This window comes from Aquirufa sp. ROCK-SH2 (genome assembly GCF_054558315.1).
In genome coordinates this window covers 659,088-683,904 of the sequence record NZ_JBPXKB010000002.1, presented here as the reverse complement: position 1 = coordinate 683,904, position 24,817 = coordinate 659,088, and the positions used below count along the sequence as shown (strand labels likewise).

The following is a 24,817-nucleotide window of genomic DNA, read 5'->3' as shown; positions in this document are numbered from 1 at the left end:
AAAATACATAGAAGTAAAAATGTTTTAGGGGGTATCTTAAGATTTCTTTTGAAGAAAAATAAAAACACCTTTCTTATTCGATATCACGATATCTTTTTTACCATCTTTATTCATATCAATAATTTCCAAATGTATTCCGGAACCGGAATCATTATCGATTTCATGTTTCAACCATTTGGGATTTTTACCAGGTAAACATTCAAACCAAAGTAATTTAGCTGCTTCCAATTCTCCTGGATCTTTTCCATTATGCGCCATGTACCTTTTGCCTACCACAAAGTCATTCACCTGATCTTTTGAGAAATCAAAAGCAGCCAATGAATGTGTTTGAGAAAGTTGATTGTCAATCAATTGAGTTTCGACCTTGTTCCCATTTTCACTTAGAAGATGGTACCAAATTCCATAATCATGTGCGGAAGAACTGATTAAATCCATTTGACCGTCTAGATTCACATCTTGTACGACAATCTGAGCGGCATCATGTTGAAGGTTCAAAGGATGGAATATCCAATTTTCTTGTTTGACATCTTTCGGCGATTCCCACCAACCCTCTTTGATAATAACATCTTTTTTCCCGTCTTTATTCAAATCGCCAAAACCTAAACCGTGGGTATATTTATGAGTTCCGATTGCTGGGTTATTACTGATGGCATGTGAAATCCAATTCGTATCCTTTTTCATCGAAGGCGATTCCAGCCAAACCACTTTTTTAGCTTTGGAATCATTGCAAATGATATCCTTTTTACCATCTAAATTGACGTCTTCAAATAAAGGAGATTCATTTCCAATGGAATTAGAAAGAAAATGTGACTTCCACAAACCTGGTTTGTTTTTAGGATTTTCAAACCAATAAACGGCTTCTCCTGGTAAACCAATTTTGATGATATCTACCCAACCATCTGAATTAATATCTTGGCTAAAATTCAAAAATGAATTACTATAACCATCGTCCACTTTAAAAACATGATTTTTATCAAAGGTTTTCAAAGAACGATCATAGCGAATATCATCTGAATATTGATTTTTTTCCCAATGTGGCGCTTTGAACCAAAAGGCTCCAGCGATAACATCCAATTTCCCATCTTTATTGATGTCTGCAACACTGACACCCTCTGATACAAATTCATTAGAAAGAACTTTTTTTTCAAAACTAATCGTATTTTTTTGAGCCTTAAGGCTGAAAAAAAACAAAAAAGTCAAACTAGAAAATATATAAGAAAATGTTTTCATCATAAAGTAGAATTAAATAGCCGTCCCTAAGATTGGAACGGCTATTATCAAAACAAAAAACAAATTTTACTTAATATTTGGATTCAATGCAGCTTCATCAGCAGGCATTGGGTAGTATTTTTCAATTACACTAAATGAATTACTACGCAAAGTATAACCTTTTTGGTAATAGTATGAGAAAGGATTTGCTTTGATTTCAGCTCCATAAGCAGTAATAACAGCTTTGTAAGTATCTGTACGAACTAAGTCATGCCAGCGCTTATTTTCAAAAGCTAACTCTACACGGCGCTCTTTCATCAAAGCAGTACGGAATGATGCTTGGTCTGTAGCAGTTGTCTCAGCTAAACCTGCACGCTTACGAACCATGTTCATAAAAGTAGCGGCCTCAGCTGTTTTACCTTGCTCATTCAAAGCCTCCGCTAAAAACAATAATACCTCTGAATAACGATATACAGGCCAGTTCATTCCATGGTTACCATTTAATGAGTGCGTTTTCATGAACTTCTTGATGATTGGATAGGTTTTGCCTTCCCATAAAGTAGAAGAACAAGTAATATAACCAATCGAAGCATTTTTACGCAAATCGCCATCTTCAAAAGCAGCAATAATGTTTGGAGTAGGGATATTATTACCTTCACCTGTTTGTGGCTGTGGATTAGAAGTTCCAGAAAGTGTCTTTAATTCCGACTCTAACATTGGACGAGGCAAGAAGTTGTACATGAATGTTCCATTGTAACCGTTAGATCCCTCTTGAAACTGAACCTCAAATACACTTTCAGCATTGTTTTTATTCGCTGTACTAGTTGAAAATACGTTGTTGTAATCTGGAATTAAAGAATAACTTCCTTCAGCAACTACTTCTTTCAATAATTTTTCAGCGCTTGGCCAATCTCTCTTAATGATGTACAAGTTAGCCAATACCGTTTTGGCAGCACCAGCAGTAGCACGACCTGCTTCTTGAGTAGCTTTTGTCTTCAAAGAAGCCGCAGCACCCGTCAAGTCTCCAATGATAATTTTCTCTAAATCAGCAGCCTGCCCTAGTGGTGCAGCAGCAGCCTCACGAGTAGTTACTGGAGTTAATTGCAAAGGAGCCTTATTGAAATAACGGTACAATTCAAAATAAGCGAATCCACGCATGAATTGTGCTTGACCTTTTAAATTTGCCTTTACTGTTGCATCAAAATCAGCTTTATCAATCAAAGACAAGATTTGATTTGCACGAGCAATAATCAAAAAATCTTGACGATATTGGTTCAAAACGTGCGTATTGGTAGTTAAACCATTCGAAACTGGAATGGAGAAATCCGCCAAATCCTCTTGTTGTTCAGTTGCACCAAAAGCAGTGTTACGTGCATAATAGGTGTTATCTGAGTGCATCTCTGACAATAACCAAGAACGGTCATTATAGATTGTTCTAAGAGGAACATAACATGCGTTGACAGCTTGTTCAAAATCCGATTGGGTTTTAAAGAAGGTCACCGAACTTAAATTGGTTTCTGGAGTAATATCCAAGAAACTCTCTGTGCAGCCCGCTAAACCAAGGGCTAACAAACAGCTTAATATGATTTTATTTTTCATTGTTTCTAAATCTAAAATATATGTGATATATCTGGCCTAATTAAAAGTTAAAGTTGGCTCCAACAGTGAAAGTACGTGGAACTGGGTAACTTGAGAAGTCAATACCTTGACTCAAGTTTCCACCATCTCCTTGTCCATTTCCTTGAGAACTAACCTCTGGATTTGGTCCACCCCAATAATTAGTAAATACATATGCTTGTTGGCAAGAAGCATAAACACGAAGCGATTTATACACCTTTGAAGGCTTATTGAATGTATAACCCAATGTGATATTACGGATTGTAAAGTAAGATGCATCTGCGATGAAACGAGAGTTAATCCAGTCACGCTCAATACCTGTTACGTTACCACCACCAACAGTAGTACCATATTTACCATCACCTGGTTGAGATTCTGATCTCCAACGATTTGCCACTTCTTCCAATAAGTTAAAAGGACCATCTAAGTTAGCTGTTGAATAAATATGACGAACCAATAATTGGTTTCCATAAGATCCAGAACCAATGATATTGAAATCCCAATTCTTGTAAGTCACGTTATTTGTAATACCATAAATGAAATCAGGGAATGGATTACCCATGATTACTCGGTCATCGTTATTACCACCATTTGTGATTACACCATCTCCGTTAGCATCCCAAAGTTTAATTGTACCTGGGAATGAACGACCAGGAACTTTAGGGCTAGCATCAACATCCGCTTGGTTTTTGTACATTCCTTGAGAAATAAAACCATAGAATTGTCCGAATGGTTGACCTACTTTAGTGATGTGGAAAGTTCCATATACACGATCAATTCCTGGAGCTAAAGCAACCACTACGTTACGATTGAAAGAGATATTCGCATTAGTAGTCCATTTTACTGCACCCGTAGTATTTTTAGTGCTTACGCCAAATTCATGTCCCCAGAATTTAATTTCTCCAATGTTATCGTTGAAGTTACCAAAACCAGACTCTTGAGCAATTTGAACAGAATACAATAAGTTAGTTGTATTTTTCAAGTAGTAATCATATGTGAAGTTCACACGATCATTCCAAAGATTTAAATCCAAACCTAAGTCTAATTGACGTGTTTTCTCCCAACCTAAATTAGGGTTAGCTAAAGTTGAAACTGCAGCACCTGGAGCTACTGTATTACCAAATACTCCGTTCACTGTATTGTTAATCAAAGCATATTGCGTGTAATTACCGATGTTATTATTTCCAATTTCACCAATACTACCTCTAATTTTCATGAATGATACTGCTGGAATGTCTTTCATGAATGGCTCATCAGATACAACCCAACCCGCTCCGATAGAAGGGAAAGTTCCCCAACGATTATTAGCACCAAAACGAGAAGATCCATCACGACGAATCGCAGCGTTAATTAAGTACTTACCTTTGTAGTTATAAGTAGCACGTGCTAAGAAGGAAGTCAATGCCCACTCTTGTACACCACTATTTGTTGCCCCACGGTTGATATTAATTGCACCCTGAATAGTAGGAAGACGATCATCAGAATAAGTATCTGCCTGAACCTGAGTAGATTCTTGACGGAAATATTGATTTGTATAACCTCCTAATAACTCCAATTTGTGATCTTCGTTGATTGTTTTGTTATATGTTACAGTATTCTCATTCAACCAAGATAAGTTTTCAAAGTTTTGACGAATGGAAACCGCAGTTGTAGGTGTAGGAGTATTCAAAGCAATTGTTGCTGTAGATGGATTAAACCAGAAATATTTCGTTCTTAAAATCTCACCATTCATACTTGTTTTGAATTTCAAGCCTTTGATTGGCTCATATTCCATATAACCATTTGTTAACAAATTGGTTGTTGTTGTCTCATTTGTGATTTCTTGAGCAGAACGAACCCAGTTCGCATACGTCCAAATATTACCTGTACTTGCAGGAAATTTATTGTATTTGGTTAAAGTAACTCCGTCTGCTTCATAAATAGGCATGATTGGCCAAGTATGTATAGCATTGAACAAAATACCATTCGAACGATCACCGTCCGTTCTAGGCGTATTATCATAAGTCAATTGAGGAGCCACATTAAAACCAATCGTTACTTTATCTGAAATATCATATGCAGAATTCAAACGCAATGAATAACGCTTGTAGTCTGTATTTAGAACAACCCCTTTTTGATCTAAAATACCTGCAACCAAAGAAGTTCTAGATTTTTCTTTGTTTGAAGTAATAGATAAGTTGTAGCTAGTAATTGGTGCATTTTTTTGAATCAAAGCATCATACCAATCGTTATTTTTTCCTGCATATTGTGAAGGATTTTGGAATTCAACTGGAACAGGTTGCTTCGCATCTTCGTAGAATTCTTTCTTGAATTGAGCAAACTGAACCGCATCCATCATTTTAATACGACCTTTCATTGGAACTTGTTGAACTCCAGTGTAAACATTAAAGCTTACGTTTGTTCCACTTCCTTTTCCTTTTTTGGTGGTAATCAAAACAACACCATTCGCAGCACGAGAACCATATAATGAAGTTGAAGCAGCATCTTTCAATACCGAAATATCTTCAATCTCATCTGGGTTCATAGCACCAATTGAACCTGTAATCGGAAATCCATCTACTACATATAAAGGTTCAGAACCTGCAGAAACAGACAATTGACCACGGATACGGATACTCATACCCTTTCCTGGTTGACCCGTAGTTTGGTTAATTTGAACACCTGCTAATTGACCTTGTAATTTTTGGCCGATTTGAGTAACTGGTAAATCTTTCAATTCTTTGTAACCAATCGTTTGAACAGCACCTGTAATTTCTTTCTTAGATTGAGAACCATAACCCACAACAACAACCTCATTCAAGGTTTTGTCATCAGCGTCTAAAGAAACGTTCAAAGTAGCCTGCCCAGCATAGCTTACATTTTTAGAAGCATAACCCACCATACTGAATCGCAGATTATCTCCAGACTTAACATCAATCTTGTAATTACCTGCCGCATCAGTAGAAGTACCGCGCGTAGTTCCGATAATGGAAACCGTTGCACCAATTAACGACTCGCCTGTCGAGCTGCTAACTTTCCCTCGTAAACTTTGTTGCTGTGCAAAAGCAACGGAGGTAAAAAAGAAAATCATAACCATTAGCATCGCTAAGATCCGATTTCCTTTTTGGAAATAGTCAAATTTGTTTTTCATAGAAATAGGTTTAAAAGTTATCAAAAAATTGACCGCTGAAAAGAAAACTAATTCTTTATCACGATGTAATTTTATCAAAGCTTTGCAAGTAAACTATCCTTAAATAACATAGGATAGTTAAAATATTTCTAAAAAAAATGAAAAATAGAAACTATCTCTTATAATACTTTCCCCGAATCTAAGACATAGATCCTTGTTGCCGTTGAATAATTACCCCCACTTGGATCTTTGTATTTCAAATCTAAATAAAAGGCTGTATATCCCTTTTTAGGATAGCTTTGCTCAATCTTGATGTTGGATAAATCGGAAATTTTCACTCGCTCACTTAACCATAAATTATTTCTAAAATCTCGGTCAGAAGAAGTTGTATACCACAAAGTCGCTTCTACAAAATCTTGACTCAAGGCTTTCACCGATAATTCAGCAGCGGTTTTATTGGATTTAATCTCCCAAACCGGCAATGGCAAATCCCTGTTTTGAACCACATTGGCGAAAAATCCACTCAATGCCTCCAAGGCTTGTTTTCCTCCTGCCAAATCATGTCCCGCATTTGGCACATAATGTATCAAATTTTTATTAGGGATTTCATTGTAATAATGCTTGGTCGCATCTACCGTCCAATAAGGATCATTGGTTCCAATGAATATCATTTTGGGAATATTGTACTTTGCCCGGTAAGAAAATGGATCAATCATACTCGTAATCGCCTTGCCGTCTGGTGTACCTGTACCTTGTGGAATACCCAACTTCACATAATCCTCAATTTCGATACTATATTCTCCATAAGTAGTGTATTGATAATTCAAGGTGGCTGGCATATTCAGCATGTCTATCACCATCGGTGCAATTGCCTTCACTCGTTTATCATCGATGGCTGCACTCAACCAAGTTGTCCAGCCTCTTTTCGATGCGCCAGTTACCACAAAATTATTGACAGAAAATTCCGTTTTTTTCTTCACAAATTCTTGCACCGCATCCATGCCACGAACCGCTGATTTTACCATTGGAAATAACAATGGCCAAGTAACATCTTTGTCTTCTTTGTATTTGTGAAGCGTATAAGATATAATTTCATCTTCCGTTCGACCATCAAAAATAGGTTGATTAGGCACTTGTTTGATCAAAGCGACGATGGATTTGTTCTTTGCAGCAAAGGCCGACAAAGCTGGCCAAAGCCCGTCTTTGCTACTCCAATTAGGTTGCTCCTCTTTATTTGATCCACCTGTAATAAAAAACAAGGCGTCTTGGTATTTACGATCTTTAGGAACAAATACAGTTAATTGATGTCGCCAAGTTATATCATGCCATTTTTGAGAAGTTAACAACAAATGATAAGCCATTACTGATCCTAAAGCTGTCGAATCTTTCAATTCCCATTGGAAACTTTTGTCTCCATTTCCCATATAATCTTTCAGGGCCGTCTCGGGCGTACTTTTCGATTTTTGTCCAAAAGCTGGGACACTTATAAATGCTAGGACTATTAGCCAAAGTTTCGTTTTCATATTTTACTTAAATGCTTTTGAATATGTTGGTAACTTTTTAATACTAATTCCGCTTCAGTAGTATAATTTTTCCTCCAAATACAAGCCGCTGGCAATAAAGGAGTAAATGCCTCCACGACTAACCATCCTTTGTAATTCATCCGCTTTAAACCATCGAAAACATTATCCCAATGAACTTGTCCTTCACCTAACGTCGCTCTAGTGCTTTCCGACAATTGAATATGTCCGATTTCATCGGCAATTCTCACCATGGCTTCTCCTGTATTAAACTCTTCTATGTGCGCATGAAAGGTATCAAACATGATTTTCACATTGGGATGATTGATAGCTTTCACCAAACTATGCAATTGATCTGCTGAACTAACCACATAATTTTCAAAGCGATTTAAATATTCCAATCCCAAAATCACATTCTTGGTCTCAGCATGAGCCGCTACGGCCAACATACTTTCCTTGGACCAATCCAATTCTTGTTGTGTAGGTGCTGCTCCAGAAAAAACACCCAATGCCGAATGATAAGGACCCGATAACCAGGTCGCTCCTAAATATGCTGTGACATCTACTGCCTTTTTCAAGAATTCAATCCCATTTTGACGCACTGAAGGATCCGAGGAAATGGTATTCATATCTGCACCCAAAAAGGTCACCGTAAAAACCGTTAAGCCTAATCGGTCAATTTCCTCTTTCCATGGTTTCCAATAAGCCAAATCTGTATTGAAAATAGGAATCTCCACTCCTTCATAACCTACTTCTTTGATGTATGCCAAATGTTGGATAATCGACTCGTTCATATCTGGTCCATAAACGAGGGTATTCATTGCAATCTGATATTTCATTTTATTCGAATTAATATTTATTTTGAACTAACCATTCCTCTGTAAGGAACATTGATATCTAATTTTCCTCCCCACTTTGTAGGCACTTTTTTTCCTAATTCCCAATGAATGGCATTGACGATCAAGCGCTGAAATGGCTCAACAGAAAAATCTTCTGGATGCCCCATCGTTGTAAAAAAAACTTTTCCCTTGTATTCATTTTCCCAAGTCCACGCAATGGGCTGATCTACTGCTGCTTTATCTGGATTAACCGCTTTTCCCATGATTAACCAATCCGTTCCTTTTTTCGGGTAATCTGGTAATACACGATACAACCAAGAACGTACATGAAAAGTAGGATCCACGCCTGTTAAAATCGGATGTTGCGATTTCTCTGGAATAATGGTTGCATCTGTACTTGCATTATGCCCGTAATGAGTGTGTTGAGCCTTGCCACCCCATCCTGGAGGCGCACCAAATGCTCTTTCAGCAAATCCATTGTAAGATTCTAAAGGATCACCTTTGGGATAATTGAACGAGTGCGTGCTCGTTCTAAAGCCCATAATAGGTTTTCCGGATTTCAAATAGGTTTCAATATGGGCAACTTGATCGGCTGGTAATAATCGCCAACGCAAAAAGAATACCGCTAAATCGGCATCCGCCAAGGATTCCAATCCAGGAATATTTTTCTCGGCATTTTGATCGGGAAATGATTTGAGAATTTTGGTTCTAAATCCATATTGTGATTCCAAGATTTTAGCTAAAAGCGGGAGTGTTTCTTCTCCACTGTATTCATGATCTCCGCAAACAAAAACAATCAATGGTTTTTTTCCAGATTTTTTCTGTGAAAAACCCGTTTGAACGAAGACAAAAACCAAACAAAAACTCAAAATAACTCGAATAAAATTTTTCATCTATTTTTCTAAAGGATGTTGTTGTAACAATTCAGATACATTATAAAAATCTTTTTTGGCGGCAACAGCTGCTCTAACTGCTTTTACTTTTTCAGGCTTAATCACGGAAGCCTTATTTCCAAAAGCATTCCGAACATAAGTCAAAACAGCCGCAATTTCCTTGTCATTCATCAAGCCACCATAAGGCGTCATTGGAACCTGTCCCGGATATTTCACACCAGAAACCTCAATTGGTCCCATCAAACCTTTCAATACCAATTTAATCAGACGATCTTCATTACCTGTCACCCAATTAGACCCTGACAAGGGTGGAAAACCCGAAGAAACCAAGCCTTTACCATTTGTTTGGTGACATGTATTGCAATAACCGTCTTTGGCAAATAATTTTTGACCTTCCTTGAACATGACTAAATCATTACCCAATAAATCCGACTCCACTTTGGCCTCTTTCTTCTTGGCTACATTTTGACCAGATGCATGAGCAACCGCTATTTCATGGGGTTCTTTCATCCAATCATCCAAAGGATGTTTTTTAGCCAAAGCTAAAATAGGTAAAGCCTTTTCTTGAGGCAACCAAGAAGCAGCTACGAATGCTTCCATTCGAACTCTTCCATGTTCATCCTCCGCTGCCTTGGCCAATAATTCCGCTTGATCGGCCACTTGATGCCCTGTATATCTTAACACACGAACAGCAGCAGCCCTTACGTGATAATCCTTTGAATTCAATAATTGATTCAATATTTTTTGATCTACTTTATTCAATCCCCAAGAAACCCATAAGGCTTCCAAGACATGGTGTTCGTAATTAGGATCTGATTTGTCTAATTGAGCCACCCAAGTAGTAATTTTTGGCAAAACTTCATCCGCTTTTCTTCCTCTCAATTCCCTTCTCACTCGGTATCTAGTACGGTATTCAGGCAATTTTAAATTGTCCAACAATTCCTCTACAGAAGCCCCAAAAACTTTTGCCGGCTTAACCAAAGGTCGAGATGGATAAGTAATTCGGTAAACTCGACCGTGCGTATGATCTCTCAAAGGATCCCTTGCATTATGTTGCATGTGACCTATCAGAATATTGTGCCAATCTATCACATACAATGATCCATCGGGTGCAAACTCCATATCCACCGGTCTAAAATTCCTATCTTCACCTACGATTAAATCTTGGCGATGTTTTGACGTATATCCAGTACCGTTATCCGTCAAAACATGTTGTTTCATTCCTAAAAAGCCAATGGTATTGTTGATTAAAAAATCGCCTTGTACTTCATCTGGAAAATGTCTGCTGTACACAAATTCCAATCCAGAAGTTGGGCGAACCAAATGCTTTTCTTCAATCAAGGTAAATGATTTATGTCCGGTTTGCCCGTATCTATTTTTTGTGGTTCCTGGCATCATCCATCTTACATCGGGACCTGATGTTTCTGCAAAGAAATTTTGTCCCCATTTATCAAAAGCAATCCCCCAAGGATTTGGAATAGACAATTGCGCCACACGCTCCAAATGCTTTCTAGCTGGATTATATCGCATAAATCCACCATTTGTTGCTCGTACTGTACCATAAGGCGTTTCAACATTCGTATGTAAAAAGACCCCTTCACCCATATAAATTGCTCCAGATTCATCTGTCACAAATGCAGAAATTTCATGGTGCGTATCATGGTCGTCAAAACCACTTAAAATTACTTCTTTGGTATCCGCATGATCGTCTCCATTGGTATCTCTTAAAAAGACTAAATTAGTCCCTTGGGAAATATAGACTCCATCATGCGCAATTTCCATTCCAACAGGTACGTGAAGTCCTTCGGCAAAAACAGTTTCTTTATCGGCTTTCCCGTCGTTATTAGTATCTTCTAAAATAATAATTTTATCGTTCGGTTTCGGATCGCCGGGCTTATAATGAGGATAAGAAGGCATACAAACCACCCACAATCTACCTTTATTATCAAATGTCATTTGAACAGGTTTAGCCAAATCAGGAAATTCTGCTTCAGAAGCAAACAATTCGATTTTATACCCTGGTGCAACTTTAATGGCATTTAGCGCCTCTTGTCCGTATAAATAAGTCAAACTTCCATTTTTCTCTGGATTAAAATTCGTTTTGACGGGATCTAATTTTCGAGTCTGTGCATCCGCCTCTACCAAATCAAAGGTTTGTCCATGAATCGCTGCCTGAATCGCCTTTTCTCTATTTTCTGTCATTTGACGAATTTTTTCAATTTCAGCAGGGTAATTATCTGGTCCAAAAGGATTGTATCTTCGTCCATACACGTGAACACCATTCGGAATTTTATAATCGGTGTGCCACATCCAGTTTTTTTCTGCTACAGCATCATAGACCGATTTACGTCTGGATTCAATCGTGGAATTTTTCTTTCCAAAAGCTTGGTCGGCTAAGAATAATGCTAATTTTTGATACCCTTTATCATTCAATTGAAACCCATCAATCGTCAAAGGATCTGCCGATTCTTCGTACCATTTTTTAGATGCTGAAAATGCATCAATAAATAAAACACCTTGCTTTTCGCAAACCTCTTTCATGGCTTGAGAATAGAGAGTCAAATTGGCATTTTGTTCTTTCCCATTGGGTAAATCATACAAGGCAGTTAAATCCTCAAAAGCAACTGGTGAAACAATTGCTAATTTTGGAGCAGAAACACCATTGTATTTTTGAGCCAAAGTATGTTGGATAAATGCAGTCAATTCTGCTTTGTAATTATCCAATTTCGCTTTACCTTCATACGACTCGCTATATCCAAAAAATCCAATAACAATATCTGTTTTTAAACGCGTCAACCATTGATCATGTGTTTCTAAATGTCCCTCACTACCAGATGGATTAGCGAATTCATCTTGAAATTTACCTGCACCGGGAAATGCCCAAGGCTGATTTCTCGCTGAATGTGGACGAAAACCCGGGGTATCTCCACCATCGCATAAATTTCTAACCCGTAAATTATTCTCTGGGTACCTTAGATGCATTTCTGTTTCAAAATGATCGTAATTGATCATTCTGGAACCCATGTTTCCTCCCACTAAAGCAATGTGCGTATTGATGGCCAAGGGAATAATCTTGGGAGCTTTGGGTTGCAAGAAACTAAGAGAGCAAACAGCGATGATGGTTAAAATCACGCCTAATTGAATCTTTTTAGACATTTTTGTTATTTTTTATAATTAAAATAGGTTTTGGCGCACAAAATAGAAAGAAAAAATCATTTACCCTTAATAAATGCCACTAAATCTGCCATTTCTTGCAATTTAATGTTCGCTTCTAAACCATTCGGCATGGCAGATAATTTGGCAGACACTCTTGATTGTATTTGATATTTTTCAATCAAAGTAGTCACACCTCCCATCTGTTTTAAACTCAATGAGTTATCATTTTCAGAGGTAATAATGCCTGACAATTTGGTACCATCTTTTAATACAAGCTCCCAATTGCCATATTTATCGGCAATTGAATTATTAGGATTAATGATTTCCGTGATAATTGACAAAGCATTTCTACTTTTTAACGTAGATAAATCTGGTCCAAAAGAAATACCACCTACACCAGCAATTTGATGGCAAACGGTGCAATTGACTTTAAAAATTTCTTTTCCTTTGGCTGCATTGCCCGCCATTTCAGCGGCAGGTAAATAATTTTGTAAAATGGCTTTTCTATCTTCACTAATCGCCAAAACCTCTCGTGCCAATTTACGAACCACGGCATCATCGGAATTCATTAATTCCACAATCTGTGGCCAAGCTAAATCTGCTCTTGGAATATTTTTATTGGCAACTTCTTTCAATAAAGTGGTCATATAATTCAAATGAACCACCATGTAATTGATCCAAGCCTTCCGAGAAGGCATGTTCATTTGTTGATATACTTGATTGATTTTTTTCAAATCCGTTGAACCTAATTGACTCGGCAAGGCTTTGATGGAGGCCAACTGAATCGACTCACTAGGTTTTGTAACAATGAATGAGACCAATTGTTGATTGAATTTTGGATCTTTTTTAAGGGTCAAAATAGCCAAAGCGTCTTCTTGAAAAAGGGCATCTTTGCTGGCTAAAAATTGGGAATAAACTTGTTTGAAAAAAGGGGAATTTTGTGGAATTCCTGTCAATTTAAAGGTCTCGATAATCGCCTTACGCATTTTGCTGGAAGGCGCAATTAAAAACGACTGAGCTAAGGCATTTTTTTGAGGTTCACTTAATTGAACTTTATGTTCGGCATAAGCAGCATAAGTAGCTAAACCTTTCAACAATGCCGCTTGCCACCAATCATTTGCAACAAGGTTATCTGAGGTCAATGACAAAAAGCTTAAATCATTTTTCTTCAATAAAGCAGCAGACAAATAAGCAAAGAAATTCTCTTTTCCATCACTTGGTTTTGCACCAAAATTAGAGATGGCACTCTTTAATAAATCTAATTCTGTCCCTTTGGAAGCCGCAATGGCAGCCACTCCTACCCAATGATCATCAATATCTTGATTGACAATTTTACTTCTTAATGAAGCAACTTCAGGGAAATTGAAAAATCCAGAAGAACATAACCATTGAAAACGAACTCGCGCAGAGGGATCATCAGCGATATTTATGATAGAAGCTTTCAAGCTTGGATCTTGAGCAAAAGCAGGGCGATTCATTAACAAATCAGCTACTTTAAGCGCATTTTCTCTTACTCCTTCTGTTTCATTGGCTAAAGCATTGGATAAATCTTTGGTAGAAATTTGATTAAAATCCTTCAATAACCAAAGTGCAGGAATACTCGCCTCAGCTTCTTTTTTTTCCAATATTTGATGCAAAGATTCAGCTACTGAAACATCTTTTCTTTGATACAATAAACGCTGCGCTGTTTTGCGATACCAGCCATTTTCTGAACGTAAAAGTTCTACTAATTTATCCGATTTTTCAGCAGACAATTTTAATTCATTCATCCAATCGAATCCTTTGGCACCTTTCTTGGTGATTCGATAAATCCGACCTTTGGTTTTTCCATTGTACAAAGCCCCACTTTTATTGACCTCATCCGACATCCATTCTGGATGTTCAATCAATTGACGATAATAATCAACGACGTACAAGGCACCATCGGGACCCACATAAAAATTAACTGGCCTAAACCAAGGATCCTTTGAGGCTAAAAATTCCTTTTTCTCCAGTAAACGGGAACCTTTGAAGGTTGCGCCATTTGAGTTAATAATATCAGCATGCACCAAATTATGTACTGGCTCTCCGACAAAAGTGACTTTGGAGAAATCCTTTCCAAAAGCACCGCCATCGTACCAAGTAATCCCGCAAGAGGAAGTAACAACGCCCACATCTGTCAACAATTGATGATTCGGGTTTTCAGAAATGGGGTAAACCTCGCAGGCATCGCCATGATCTGGAATTTTTTCCATCGCTTCAGGAATAACCAAATTGGGATTCATACTAGTGTAGCGCGCGTTGATAACCTCATGAAAAAGATGATCCGCATTATCTGTATAAAAATGATGTCCCCATGGATCAAATGTGTGCCCATATTGAGTCTCGCCTGACATGGATTCCAATCCAAAAACATCTGGCTTGAATCGCACGTTTCGACCATTTCCATTTTTAGCTAATTGAGGTGCTTTTGCATTACTTGGGTAACGAATATCACTTCCCTTATCCCCAAATAAATACTCATAGGCGAAAGAATTAATTGACCCTGAATGACCAAGATAAATCCAATTATCAAGACCAAATTTGGGCGTATTCATATTGTGCTGAGGGTTCGACAAGGAAAAACCTGTCAAAACCACCTCCCTTTTATCCGCTTTATTATCCCCATTGGTATCTTCAAAATAGAGAATATTGGGTGCATCTGCCACAATAATTCCTTTTTTCCATTTCATGATTCCCATGGGGAGTGTCAATGAATCGACAAAAATTTCCGATTTATCGGGAAGTCCATCCTTGTTGGTATCTATTAATTTTCGGACTTGACCCGTCTTACTTAAATCCAAAGGATAACCTGGCATTTCTAGTACAAACCAATTTCCATCTTCGTCAATTTCCATGGCAACAGGGTCGGCAATAAGCGGCTCCGCAGCGACCATTTGTATGTCAAATCCTTCCATAATTTGGAAGTCTTGCATGGCTTTTTGATGCTCTTTGGACAATAATGGAGCATTTTTTTTCTCTGGCGTGCAAGCATACATCACTAGTACGACTAGCAGTAGTAGATAGCGCATTTTCAAAATTTTTATAGGTTTAGAATTGCAAGTTAAAAGAAATTTTATCAAATCTTTTTTTCATCAAATAAAAAAAGTCCAACAAAAACACTAAATTGGGCAAAATTTGAACCTATTAAACAATGAAAATACTGTATCTACTAGCACTTTTAGTGTTAGCGAATGGCGCATTCGCGCAAATTGAAAAATCGGAATTTATTTACGAAACAGCTCCTTTCCCTTCTTGTCATGCCTCTACTATAGAAGAAACGCCTACTGGTTTAGTGGCTGCTTGGTTTGGAGGAACGGAAGAACGCCATAAAGATGTGGGAATCTGGGTAAGTAGAATGGAAGGCGGCAAATGGACAGCTCCCGTGGAAGTGGCAAATGGTGTTCAAAACAAAGATATTCGTTATCCTACTTGGAATCCTGTGTTATTTCAAATGCCACAAGGAGAATTATTGCTTTTTTACAAAGTAGGTCCAACGCCCAGAGATTGGTGGGGAATGATGCGCCGTTCTAATGATGGAGGAAAAACCTGGTCTAACGCAGAAGTTTTACCAGAAGGCATTTTAGGGCCCATCAAAAATAAACCCGTTTTATTAAAAGACGGCACCTTATTATGTCCAACTAGTTCAGAAGATAATGGATGGAGAGTCCATTTTGAAATGACCAAAGATGGAGGAAGAACTTGGTCTAGAACCGATGCCATCAATGATGGGAAAGAATTTTCGGCCATTCAACCGAGTGTCTTATTTCTAAAAGATGGTCGTTTACAAATCTTATGTAGAAGCAAAAATGGAAATGTTTTAGAGGCATTTTCAAAAGATCAAGGAAAAACTTGGTCCGCGTTGAAAGCAACTACTTTGCCAAACCCGAATTCTGGAACAGATGCGGTTACTTTAAAAGATGGCAGACAAGTATTGGTGTACAATCATGTAACCAAAGAATCCAGAGAATGGGGAGGAAATCGTTCTCCATTAAATGTGGTTATTTCAGAGGATGGACAAACCTGGAAAGAAATTGCTGTTTTGGAAAACACACCCAAAGCTGAATTCTCCTATCCAGCTGTTATTCAAAGCAAGGATGGGAAAATCCACATCACCTACACTTGGAAAAGAGAAAAAATCAAGCACGTTGTAATCAAATTATAATATGGAATTACCCATTCTTGATTTAAGTATCATTGTCATTTACCTACTTTGTATGGTAGGAATTGGAATTTATTTTTCCAGGAAAAATAGTAGTTCCGAGCAATTTACAACAGCCTCTGGGCAAATCCCAGGTTGGGCATTGGGACTTAGTTTCTATGCCACCTTTTTAAGTGCGATCACTTTTTTGGGTGATCCAGGAAAATCATTTGGAAGTAATTGGAATCCTTTTGCATTTAGTCTTTCTATCCCATTTGCCGCTTGGGTTTCTACCAAATATTTTGTCCCTTTTTACCGAAATAGTGGCGAAATAAGCGCCTATACACATCTAGAAAAAAGATTTGGATCTTGGGCAAGAACCTACGCGATGTTGTGTTTTATCATGACACAATTAGCCAGAATGGGGACTATTTTTTATGGTATAGCGCTTACTATCAATGCATTAACTGGCATCGACATGCGTTTAATCATCATCGTTTCGGGATGCTGTATTATTTTTTACACGGTTCTTGGCGGTATGGAAGCCGTGATTTGGACAGAAGTGATTCAAGCTATTCTAAAAACTTGCGGTGCCTTAATGATCATTGGAATTATTTTATACCAAACAGGTATTAGCAAAGTCATTGAAATTGGAGTTCGAGATGATAAGTTCAGTTTAGGAAGTTTTCAGCCAGATTTTAGTACGAGTTCCGTGTGGGTCGTTTTGCTGTATGGTTTTTTTATCAATCTGACCAATTTTGGTATTGACCAAAACTATATTCAACGCTATCACACTGCTCAAGATGCCAAGGCTGCTGCCAAAAGCATTTGGTTATGTGTCATGTATTTTGTGCCCGTTTCGTTTTTGTTTTTCTTTATCGGAACAGCGCTTTATACTTTTTACATGGAAAACCCCGCTTTAATTTTGGAATTAAAACAACAAGTTTCCATCGAAAAAAACATCGCGATTGATACTTTGCTACCTTCTGATTATGGCGACCGTGTGTTACCTTTTTTCATGAAAACACAAATTCCCAAAGGATTTTTAGGCTTATTGATGGCAGCCTTGTTATCTGCAGCTATGAGTACCATGAGCAGCGGAATGAACAGTTCGGCAACCGTTTTTTTAAAAGACATTTATTTGAGATATATCCAAAAAGACCTTCCTGCCAAAAAGCAATTAACCGTTTTACATATTGCTACCATCGTCATGGGTTTATTGGGGATTACTTTTGGTATCAGCATGATTGGGGTTAAAAGTTTATTAGATGTTTGGTGGAAGTTATCAGGAATTTTTGCGGGAGGAATGTTAGGTATTTTTCTGATGGGTTTTCTAACCAAAAATGTGCAAAATTTTGCCGCAAAAATTGCCGCGATTGCTGGAGTAATCATTATCGCATGGATATCATTTAAAGATAGTCTACCGGAATATTTAAAGAGTCCTTTTGATTCAAAAATGACAGTGGTCATCGGCACGATTTCCATAGTTCTGATAGGCACAATTATTCAAAAATTAAAAAGTAAATCGTAAAATGATGCAACAAAAATTACCGAAAGGCTTTGTACCTGTAATGATAAGCTCTTTCAATGATGATTTAACATTGGATTTGGATGGAATCGCTCGATTAACGGAAATGTATATTCAGGCGGGAGCAGTAGGTTTATTTGCCAATTGTTTATCCAGTGAAATGTATGAATTGAGTCGGGAAGAAAGAATACAATTAATAGATACTGTTGTTAAAGCAGCCAAAGGACGAGTACCCGTTGTTGCCACGGGAACATTGGAAGGAAGCATTGAAGACATGGCTCAATTCTCCAAAGAAATTTATGCACTAGGAATTCAAGCCGTAATCATTTTAAACAACCAAATGGTCAAAGAAAATGAGTCGGATGCCTTATTTTTAGAACACATGCATCATTACATGGAACTAACTCCAGGTATTCCATTTGGAATATATGAATGCCCTTCTCCTTATAAAAGATTGATTAGTCCTGAAGTTTTAGAAGATTTATTACCTTCTGGCCGATTGGTTTATCACAAAGATACTTCACTTGATTTTACCAAAGTAGCCAATCGAATTAGGATGGCTCAAGGGTATAATTTTGGTTTATACGATGCTTATATGGGTCATGCAGTGGCTGTTTTAAAAGCTGGAGCAATGGGATTATCCTGCATTCAAGGAAATTATTTCCCTGAATTGATCGTTTGGCTTTGTCAAAATTTCAACCAAGTTGGAAAGGAAAAACAAGTAGAGGAGGTTCAAAAATTCTTTTTAGACAACATGGATGTTATGCATGATGTATATCCAACAAGTGCAAAATACGCCTTGCAAAAAAGAGGATTTAAAATCAATCTCGCTACTCGAAGAGCAGTGGGTACTTTAACAGAAAAACAAACAAAAAACATCGACAAGCTTTTATTAGACTATTCGAGATTGTCGATGGTGGAGGGAATTGGATTAGGTAAGAGGTAAGAGGTTTTTCTCTTTTCTCTTTTCTCTTTAATAATATAAAGTATGAACATCAAAGCAATTCTTCTTGTAGCAATGTCTTTAGCGACTGCATGGGCGGTGCGGGGACAATTTGGTCATGAGCATGGAGCGGCATGGGCGGGCTCTATTGGGTCCATCAGTATTTTATTGTTAGCAAATCGCAAAGATTGGACGGCAAAAGCATTTCGAATCATTTTGGCAGGAGCATTGGGATGGGGAATTGGAGGAGTGATGAGCTATGGATTGGTGGTTGGATATGGAAGAGGGACTGATTTTGTCAATGTCTATTATGGATTAGCCTGTTTATTTATCATTGGAGGATTATATGGATTTATCGGAGGCGGATTATTTGGCTTAGCATTGAACGATTCGAAAAAGAATCCCATTCCTTGGTCCACATTATTGGTAGAAATGGTTGTGGGAGCTTTACTCTTTTATTTTTTCATCATTGTCCAATTCGAGTTTTTGATGACACCACCTAGGGATGAATCTTGGGCAGGAGTGCTTGGATTGGCTACCGCATTGACTTGGTTTTTATTTCGTACACAGCAATGGAAAGCATTAAGAGTAGCATTATTTGCAGGATTGGGCGGAGGATTCGGATTTGCTTTTGGAAATTTCCTGCAGGTACTGGGGACGGTTTCTGAAATTAAATTCAATTTTTGGAATGTCATGGAATATTCATTGGGATTTTTCGGTGGAATCGGAATGGCCTACGGAACATTTACATCCAAATGGGAAGATAGCAGTGAGGAAGATATTCCAAATCAATGGCCAGCCATCCTTTTACTAACATTAATTATTCCATTCATCATGTGGCAACAAAATTTCCGCATGGATCGCTTAAGTGAAACAGTTGGCGCATTGAATTTTTCAGATGCTGAAGCTATTGTTTTATCTCTGAGATGGGACAGTTTATTTCTTATTTTGGCAGCAAGTATGTATTGGATCTACACTTATTCCAAATCAAATCGATTGGAGTATCCCACCTTAAAACAATTTTTTATTGCTCATTTTGGATTATATATCTTTTTAAGTTTACTGGTTACATCTGCTATTTTAAGTACATACCGCATTGAGCAATACTTATATATTGTCAATTTTGGTATTATATTATTCTTGCTCAAAGACACGCAGGTTGTATTTTCATCGAAAGAGTTGGATTGGAAAAAATATGCTAGAAACCTAGTCATCGTTTTTTTAATCATAGCTGCCTTGGCATTAATTGCTAGTTATTCTCATGGAGAACTAAAAGGGGCGCATAATCGATTTTAAAGGAGAGAGAAAAGAGAAGAAAATACTTTTACCTTTTACCTATTACCTATTACCTATTTTTCTCTCTCCTCTCTCCTCTTTTCTCTCTTCACTTTTCTCTCTTCCTAATTAAATTCCTTCGCAAATTGAAAAGGAGTTTTACTCGTAATTTTTTTAAACGCCTTATTGAAATTGGTGAAATTATTAAATCCTGATTCGTAACAAATTTGGGTAACGAGTAGTTTGTTTTCTTTGATCAATTTGCAAGCATATTCTACGCGAATTTCATTTAAAAAGCTGATGTAGTTTTTCCGAGTTTTGGTTTTAAAATACCGACAAAAAGAAAGAGGACTTAAACTTACAACGCCTGCGATTTCATCGATGGTAATTTTTCTTTTGAAATGTTTTACTGAATAATTATAAATTAAATTCAATCGGCCAGCTTCTTTTTCATTGGTCGTTGTTTCCAATAATCCAGAGGATAAAAATTCAATTTCTTTGGAAGAGGATAAAACATCTAAAATTTGAAATAATTGCAAAACCTGATTGGTATTTTCCGAATCTAAAATTTCATTCATTTTTTGAATGATCATTTTTTTTGTTCGCCCTAAAATTCGGACTCCTTTTTTCGATTCATCCATGATATTCGACACAAAACGATTCTCATGCAAATTCATAAATGCACTTCCAAAGAGTTCCGTATTAAAATGAATTACCAAAGCTGATGCTTTCAAATTTTCATCTCCTTGAAAATAATTATCGTCGCTTCGTAAATAATGTGGGCAATTGGAGCCTATGAACAATAAATCTCCATCTTGAAACCGCTGTATACTATCTCCAACAAATTGAGTACCCGTTCCTTTTTCAATTAATAACAATTCGTTCTCAGGATGGTAATGATACTTGTTAAAAAAGTAACTAACTATGTCGCGACGAACACTAAATGACCGTAATGGTTGGTTGGAAACTTTTAATAATTGTGCCTTCATTGAATTAAATAAGTAGAATATTTAGTAGTAACACTACATATATGCCATAATAGTTATGCTATTTGGCAAATTTATTTAACTTTTCAATGCTTAAAATGTATTTTTTTGTTAAAATTTATAAACCTATTTAGAAACCGTCTTTTTGTTAACCCAATTTATTTAATTATGAAATTAACTTTTTACAAACAAATGCTTCGGCATTGCTTAGTTACAGTTGGCTTAATAGCGGGATGCTATTCGGTCACATTCGCTCAGTCTCGACTGATAACTGGAAAGGTGACTTCCAGTTCTGATGGCACAGAATTACCGGGTGTCAGTATTACCTTAAAAGGTACCAGTAAAGGAACTTCGAGTAATATCTCAGGATCCTATTCGATTGAAGTTTCTGGCACAAACCCTGTGCTGGTTTTTTCATTTGTAGGATTTGAGAAAAAAGAAGTAAATGTTGGTTCACGTTCCGTGATAGACATTTCTTTGGCCAACTCGACTTCAGAACTTAATGAGGTTGTTGTTACTGCATTGGGGATCAAACGTGAAGAAAAATCACTTGGATACTCTGTAGGAAAAGTTGCAGGAAAAGACCTAAGCCGTGTCGTTAATGAAAACGTTCTAAATTCACTATCCGGTAAAGTGGCAGGCGTAAGCATTAATGCCACAGGAGGAACAGGATCTTCTGTCAGCATGATCATTCGTGGAGCAAAATCCTTGAGTAATGACAACCAACCTTTATTTGTTATCGATGGCGTTCCAGTGATCAACTCATTGAATAACGTCAGTCAAATTGGTAATGATAACCGCGTGGATTATGGTAATGCCATTTCGGATTTGAATCCAGAAAACGTTGAAAGTGTTTCCGTTTTAAAAGGACCAAGTGCCGCGGCATTATATGGATCAAGAGCGGGTAACGGGGTTGTTTTGATTACAACCAAAAATGGTGCGAAGGCAAAGAAAATGACGGTTAACATTACTTCCAATACCGTTTTTGATCAACCATACAAATTCCTGAAAATGCACTCTAAGTTTGCATCAGGTGTATTACCATTTACTCCTGACAACAATCCTTATCCAGGTGGAATTTTGAGCATCGAAGAAGGCTCTGCAGGAGGAATTGGACCGGAATTAGATAAAGGTTATACTGCTATTCAATGGAATAGTCCAAAGGATGCCAACGGAAAGCAAATTCCAACTGAACTAAAGTCGTATGCAGACAATGTGAAGAATTTTGTTCAAACAGGAATCACAACTACCAACGGAATTTCCATTTCAAACGGTAATGATGTGGCTAATTATAGAATGTCTTATTCTAATATGACAAGTAGAGGTATCATTCCAAATTCTGATTTATTCAAAAATTCATTGGCCATTGCATCTTCCTTCAAACTTTCTAATAAGATCAAATTAAGTACTAATATTGATGTAAGCAGAAACAGTTCGAATAATCGACCAGCGAATGAAAGAGGAACCAACCCATTACAATGGGCTTATGCAGTTTCTCCGCATATCAATATCATGGATTTAAAAAACTATTGGGTTCCAGGCCAAGAAGGTTTACAGCAAAAATCGCAAGCGATTGGTAGCTTCAATAACCCATGGTTCTTAGCCTATGAAGTAAATAACTCATTTGTACGTGACCGTGGTTTTGGTAACATCAAGATGGATTATCAAATTACTCCAGAATTAAGCTTAATGGCTCGCTATTCATTGGATACTTATGGTGAGACCAGAGAGACTAAAATCGCGAAATCGTATACGAGTGAAAAAAATGGTGCATACGGTATCATCAATTTAGATAGATATGAAAGAAACATTGATTTCTTAGCTACTTGGGCGAAAACAATTGGCGATTATTCTCTTTCTTTCTCAGCTGGAGGAAATGCTAGAAATTCAAGAACATCAGACGTGAACAATTCTTCAAAAGGTGGAACAGGTTTGATTATCCCTGGCTTATTTACACTTCAAAATATCGCAAATACTAATATCAACTATTCAAGCTATCAAACTAAAAAAGTGGTTTATAGTGGATACGGTATGGCGAACATTGGCTATAAAGATATGATTTATTTGGACTTGACCGCTCGTAACGATTGGTCTAGTACATTACCTGTTGAAAACAGATCATACTTCTATCCTTCTGCCTCTCTAAGTGTTTTATTGAATGAAATGTTCAACATCTCAAACAATAAAATTGATTTATTGAAAGTAAGAGCAGGCGTAGCGCAAGTAGGTAATGATACCAACCCATATGCATTAATTAACACTTTAGGTAATAATGAAGCATGGGGGTCTATCACACGTTTGAACAAACCAGGTTCCATTTTATTACCAGACTTAAAGCCTGAAATTTCAACTTCTTATGATTTAGGAGCAGATTTAACCATGTATAAAAATCGTTTAAGATTCTCTGGAACGTACTATACAGTTGAAAATCGCAACCAAATTATACCAACAACATTGCCTTCATCAACAGGCTTTACATCAAAGAATATCAATGCTGGATTATTAGTCAGCAAAGGTATTGAATTAACTGCAGGGGGTACTCCGATTGATAAAAATGGATGGAGATTGGATTTAACAGCCAATTTCTATAAAAACGAAACCACCATTAAAGAGCTTTCTGAAGGTTTAAACTTCTATACTTTATGGACAGATGCCAAAGGTGGCGCTTGGACTTACGTGGGAGACAAAATTGGAGATATCTATGATGCTGAAATTGTTACGGTAAAAGATCAAAATTCAAAATACTTTGGATATCCTATCTTAGATTCTGATGGTTCATGGCAATCAGTAAGTGCAAGTAATTCTAAAACAAAAATCGGTAATTTCAATCCAGATTTTATTTTAGGCTTACAAACTTCTTTAAGCTACAAAAACTTTAGTTTAAATATGACATTCGACTGGAGAAGTGGTGGTGATTTCGTATCACAAACTTACCGTTACAGTGAATCAGATTTAAAATCTCAACGTTTCTTGGATAATTTGATTAATCCAAATGGATTAACTGGAGATGCTCTTCGTAATTACTTGGTAGCAAATCAAGATAAAATGATTCGTATCAATGGAAATGGTTATTTCCCAATTGTGGGTGGACCTACCAAAGAATACGGTGGATATCCATTTGAATATGGTGGAAAGGTTTATCCAAATGGTGTATTTAATCCAGGGGTAATCGCCATTTATGATTCAAAAGGAAATATTACTGGATATGAAGAAAACTTAGGTGGACCTAATACGAGAATTTTACCTTATGGAGACAACTATCCTTGGAGCTTTACACGTGCAGCAACCTTTGATGCATCTTTCGTAAAATTGAGAGAAATCTCTTTAGGCTATGAATTCCCTAGCAATTTTGTGAAAAACTTAGGTTTACAAAGTGCGAACTTCTCTGTTTACAGCCGTAATATTATTTTATGGACTGCTTCTAAAATTGGAATTGACCCTGAAACCGCTTTCCAACCTCAAGCTGGAACGCAAGCAGGAACTCAATTCAAACAAGGAATTGAAAGATACAATGTTACACCTTGGGTTATTCCAGTTGGTTTCAAATTGGGTTTAACATTTTAATCTAAGCACCTTAAAACAT

Annotated in this window: 14 protein-coding genes; 5 read left to right on the top strand and 9 right to left on the bottom strand. The window is 37.2% G+C overall.

Annotated elements, in window-relative coordinates; translation table 11 throughout:
- Positions 1 to 36 precede the first annotated feature (36 nt).
- The 8 genes from V7S79_RS06955 to V7S79_RS06920 form a co-directional block, all read right to left on the bottom strand.
- Entirely contained in the window at positions 37 to 1,233 is a 1,197-nt protein-coding gene (locus V7S79_RS06955) for an FG-GAP repeat domain-containing protein (RefSeq protein WP_459489838.1), read from the bottom strand.
- Between the two features lie 63 nt (positions 1,234 to 1,296).
- Positions 1,297 to 2,808 carry a RagB/SusD family nutrient uptake outer membrane protein gene (locus V7S79_RS06950; RefSeq protein WP_459489837.1) on the bottom strand — a complete coding sequence of 504 codons (1,512 nt, stop codon included), beginning with the start codon at positions 2,806 to 2,808 and terminating at the stop codon, positions 1,297 to 1,299.
- A gap of 40 nt (positions 2,809 to 2,848) precedes the next feature.
- Positions 2,849 to 5,956 carry a SusC/RagA family TonB-linked outer membrane protein gene (locus V7S79_RS06945; RefSeq protein ID WP_459489836.1) on the bottom strand — a complete coding sequence of 1,036 codons (3,108 nt, stop codon included), beginning with the start codon at positions 5,954 to 5,956 and terminating at the stop codon, positions 2,849 to 2,851.
- A 158-nt stretch (positions 5,957 to 6,114) separates the two neighbouring features.
- A complete protein-coding gene (locus V7S79_RS06940; RefSeq protein WP_459489835.1) occupies positions 6,115 to 7,458 on the bottom strand; it encodes a PhoPQ-activated pathogenicity-related family protein in 1,344 nt (447 codons plus the stop codon).
- On the bottom strand, positions 7,455 to 8,294 hold the full coding sequence (locus V7S79_RS06935; protein ID WP_459489834.1) for a sugar phosphate isomerase/epimerase family protein: 840 nt from the start codon (positions 8,292 to 8,294) through the stop codon (positions 7,455 to 7,457). The genes V7S79_RS06940 and V7S79_RS06935 overlap by 4 nt, the downstream gene beginning before the upstream one ends.
- A gap of 17 nt (positions 8,295 to 8,311) precedes the next feature.
- The gene (locus V7S79_RS06930; RefSeq protein ID WP_459489833.1) at positions 8,312 to 9,187 is read right to left on the bottom strand and encodes a ThuA domain-containing protein; all 876 of its coding nucleotides are present in this window, start codon (positions 9,185 to 9,187) and stop codon (positions 8,312 to 8,314) included.
- A complete protein-coding gene (locus V7S79_RS06925) occupies positions 9,188 to 12,343 on the bottom strand; it encodes a PVC-type heme-binding CxxCH protein (RefSeq protein ID WP_459489832.1) in 3,156 nt (1,051 codons plus the stop codon).
- Between the two features lie 56 nt (positions 12,344 to 12,399).
- Positions 12,400 to 15,393, bottom strand: a complete 2,994-nt coding sequence (locus V7S79_RS06920; protein WP_459489831.1) for a PVC-type heme-binding CxxCH protein — start codon at positions 15,391 to 15,393, stop codon at positions 12,400 to 12,402.
- A gap of 122 nt (positions 15,394 to 15,515) precedes the next feature.
- Here V7S79_RS06920 and V7S79_RS06915 point away from each other — a divergent pair, with 122 nt between their 5' ends.
- The 4 genes from V7S79_RS06915 to V7S79_RS06900 are packed head-to-tail and all read left to right on the top strand — an operon-like array spanning position 15,516 to position 20,269.
- Complete coding sequence (locus V7S79_RS06915; RefSeq protein WP_459489830.1) at positions 15,516 to 16,526, top strand: sialidase family protein; 1,011 nt, start codon at positions 15,516 to 15,518, stop codon at positions 16,524 to 16,526.
- Position 16,527: 1 nt separating this feature from the next.
- Complete coding sequence (locus V7S79_RS06910) at positions 16,528 to 18,033, top strand: sodium:solute symporter family protein (RefSeq protein ID WP_459489829.1); 1,506 nt, start codon at positions 16,528 to 16,530, stop codon at positions 18,031 to 18,033.
- A 1-nt stretch (position 18,034) separates the two neighbouring features.
- Positions 18,035 to 18,976: a dihydrodipicolinate synthase family protein gene (locus V7S79_RS06905; protein WP_459489828.1), complete on the top strand. Its 942-nt coding sequence runs from the start codon at positions 18,035 to 18,037 to the stop codon at positions 18,974 to 18,976.
- A gap of 42 nt (positions 18,977 to 19,018) precedes the next feature.
- On the top strand, positions 19,019 to 20,269 hold the full coding sequence (locus V7S79_RS06900) for a hypothetical protein (protein WP_459489827.1): 1,251 nt from the start codon (positions 19,019 to 19,021) through the stop codon (positions 20,267 to 20,269).
- A 104-nt stretch (positions 20,270 to 20,373) separates the two neighbouring features.
- On the opposite strand, the gene V7S79_RS06895 is transcribed toward V7S79_RS06900, so the two are convergent.
- Positions 20,374 to 21,237, bottom strand: coding sequence for an AraC family transcriptional regulator (locus V7S79_RS06895; protein ID WP_459489826.1), 864 nt, complete (start codon positions 21,235 to 21,237; stop codon positions 20,374 to 20,376).
- A 165-nt stretch (positions 21,238 to 21,402) separates the two neighbouring features.
- On the opposite strand from V7S79_RS06895, the gene V7S79_RS06890 reads away from it, so the two are divergent.
- A complete protein-coding gene (locus tag V7S79_RS06890) occupies positions 21,403 to 24,798 on the top strand; it encodes a SusC/RagA family TonB-linked outer membrane protein (RefSeq protein WP_459489825.1) in 3,396 nt (1,131 codons plus the stop codon).
- Positions 24,799 to 24,817 lie beyond the last annotated feature (19 nt).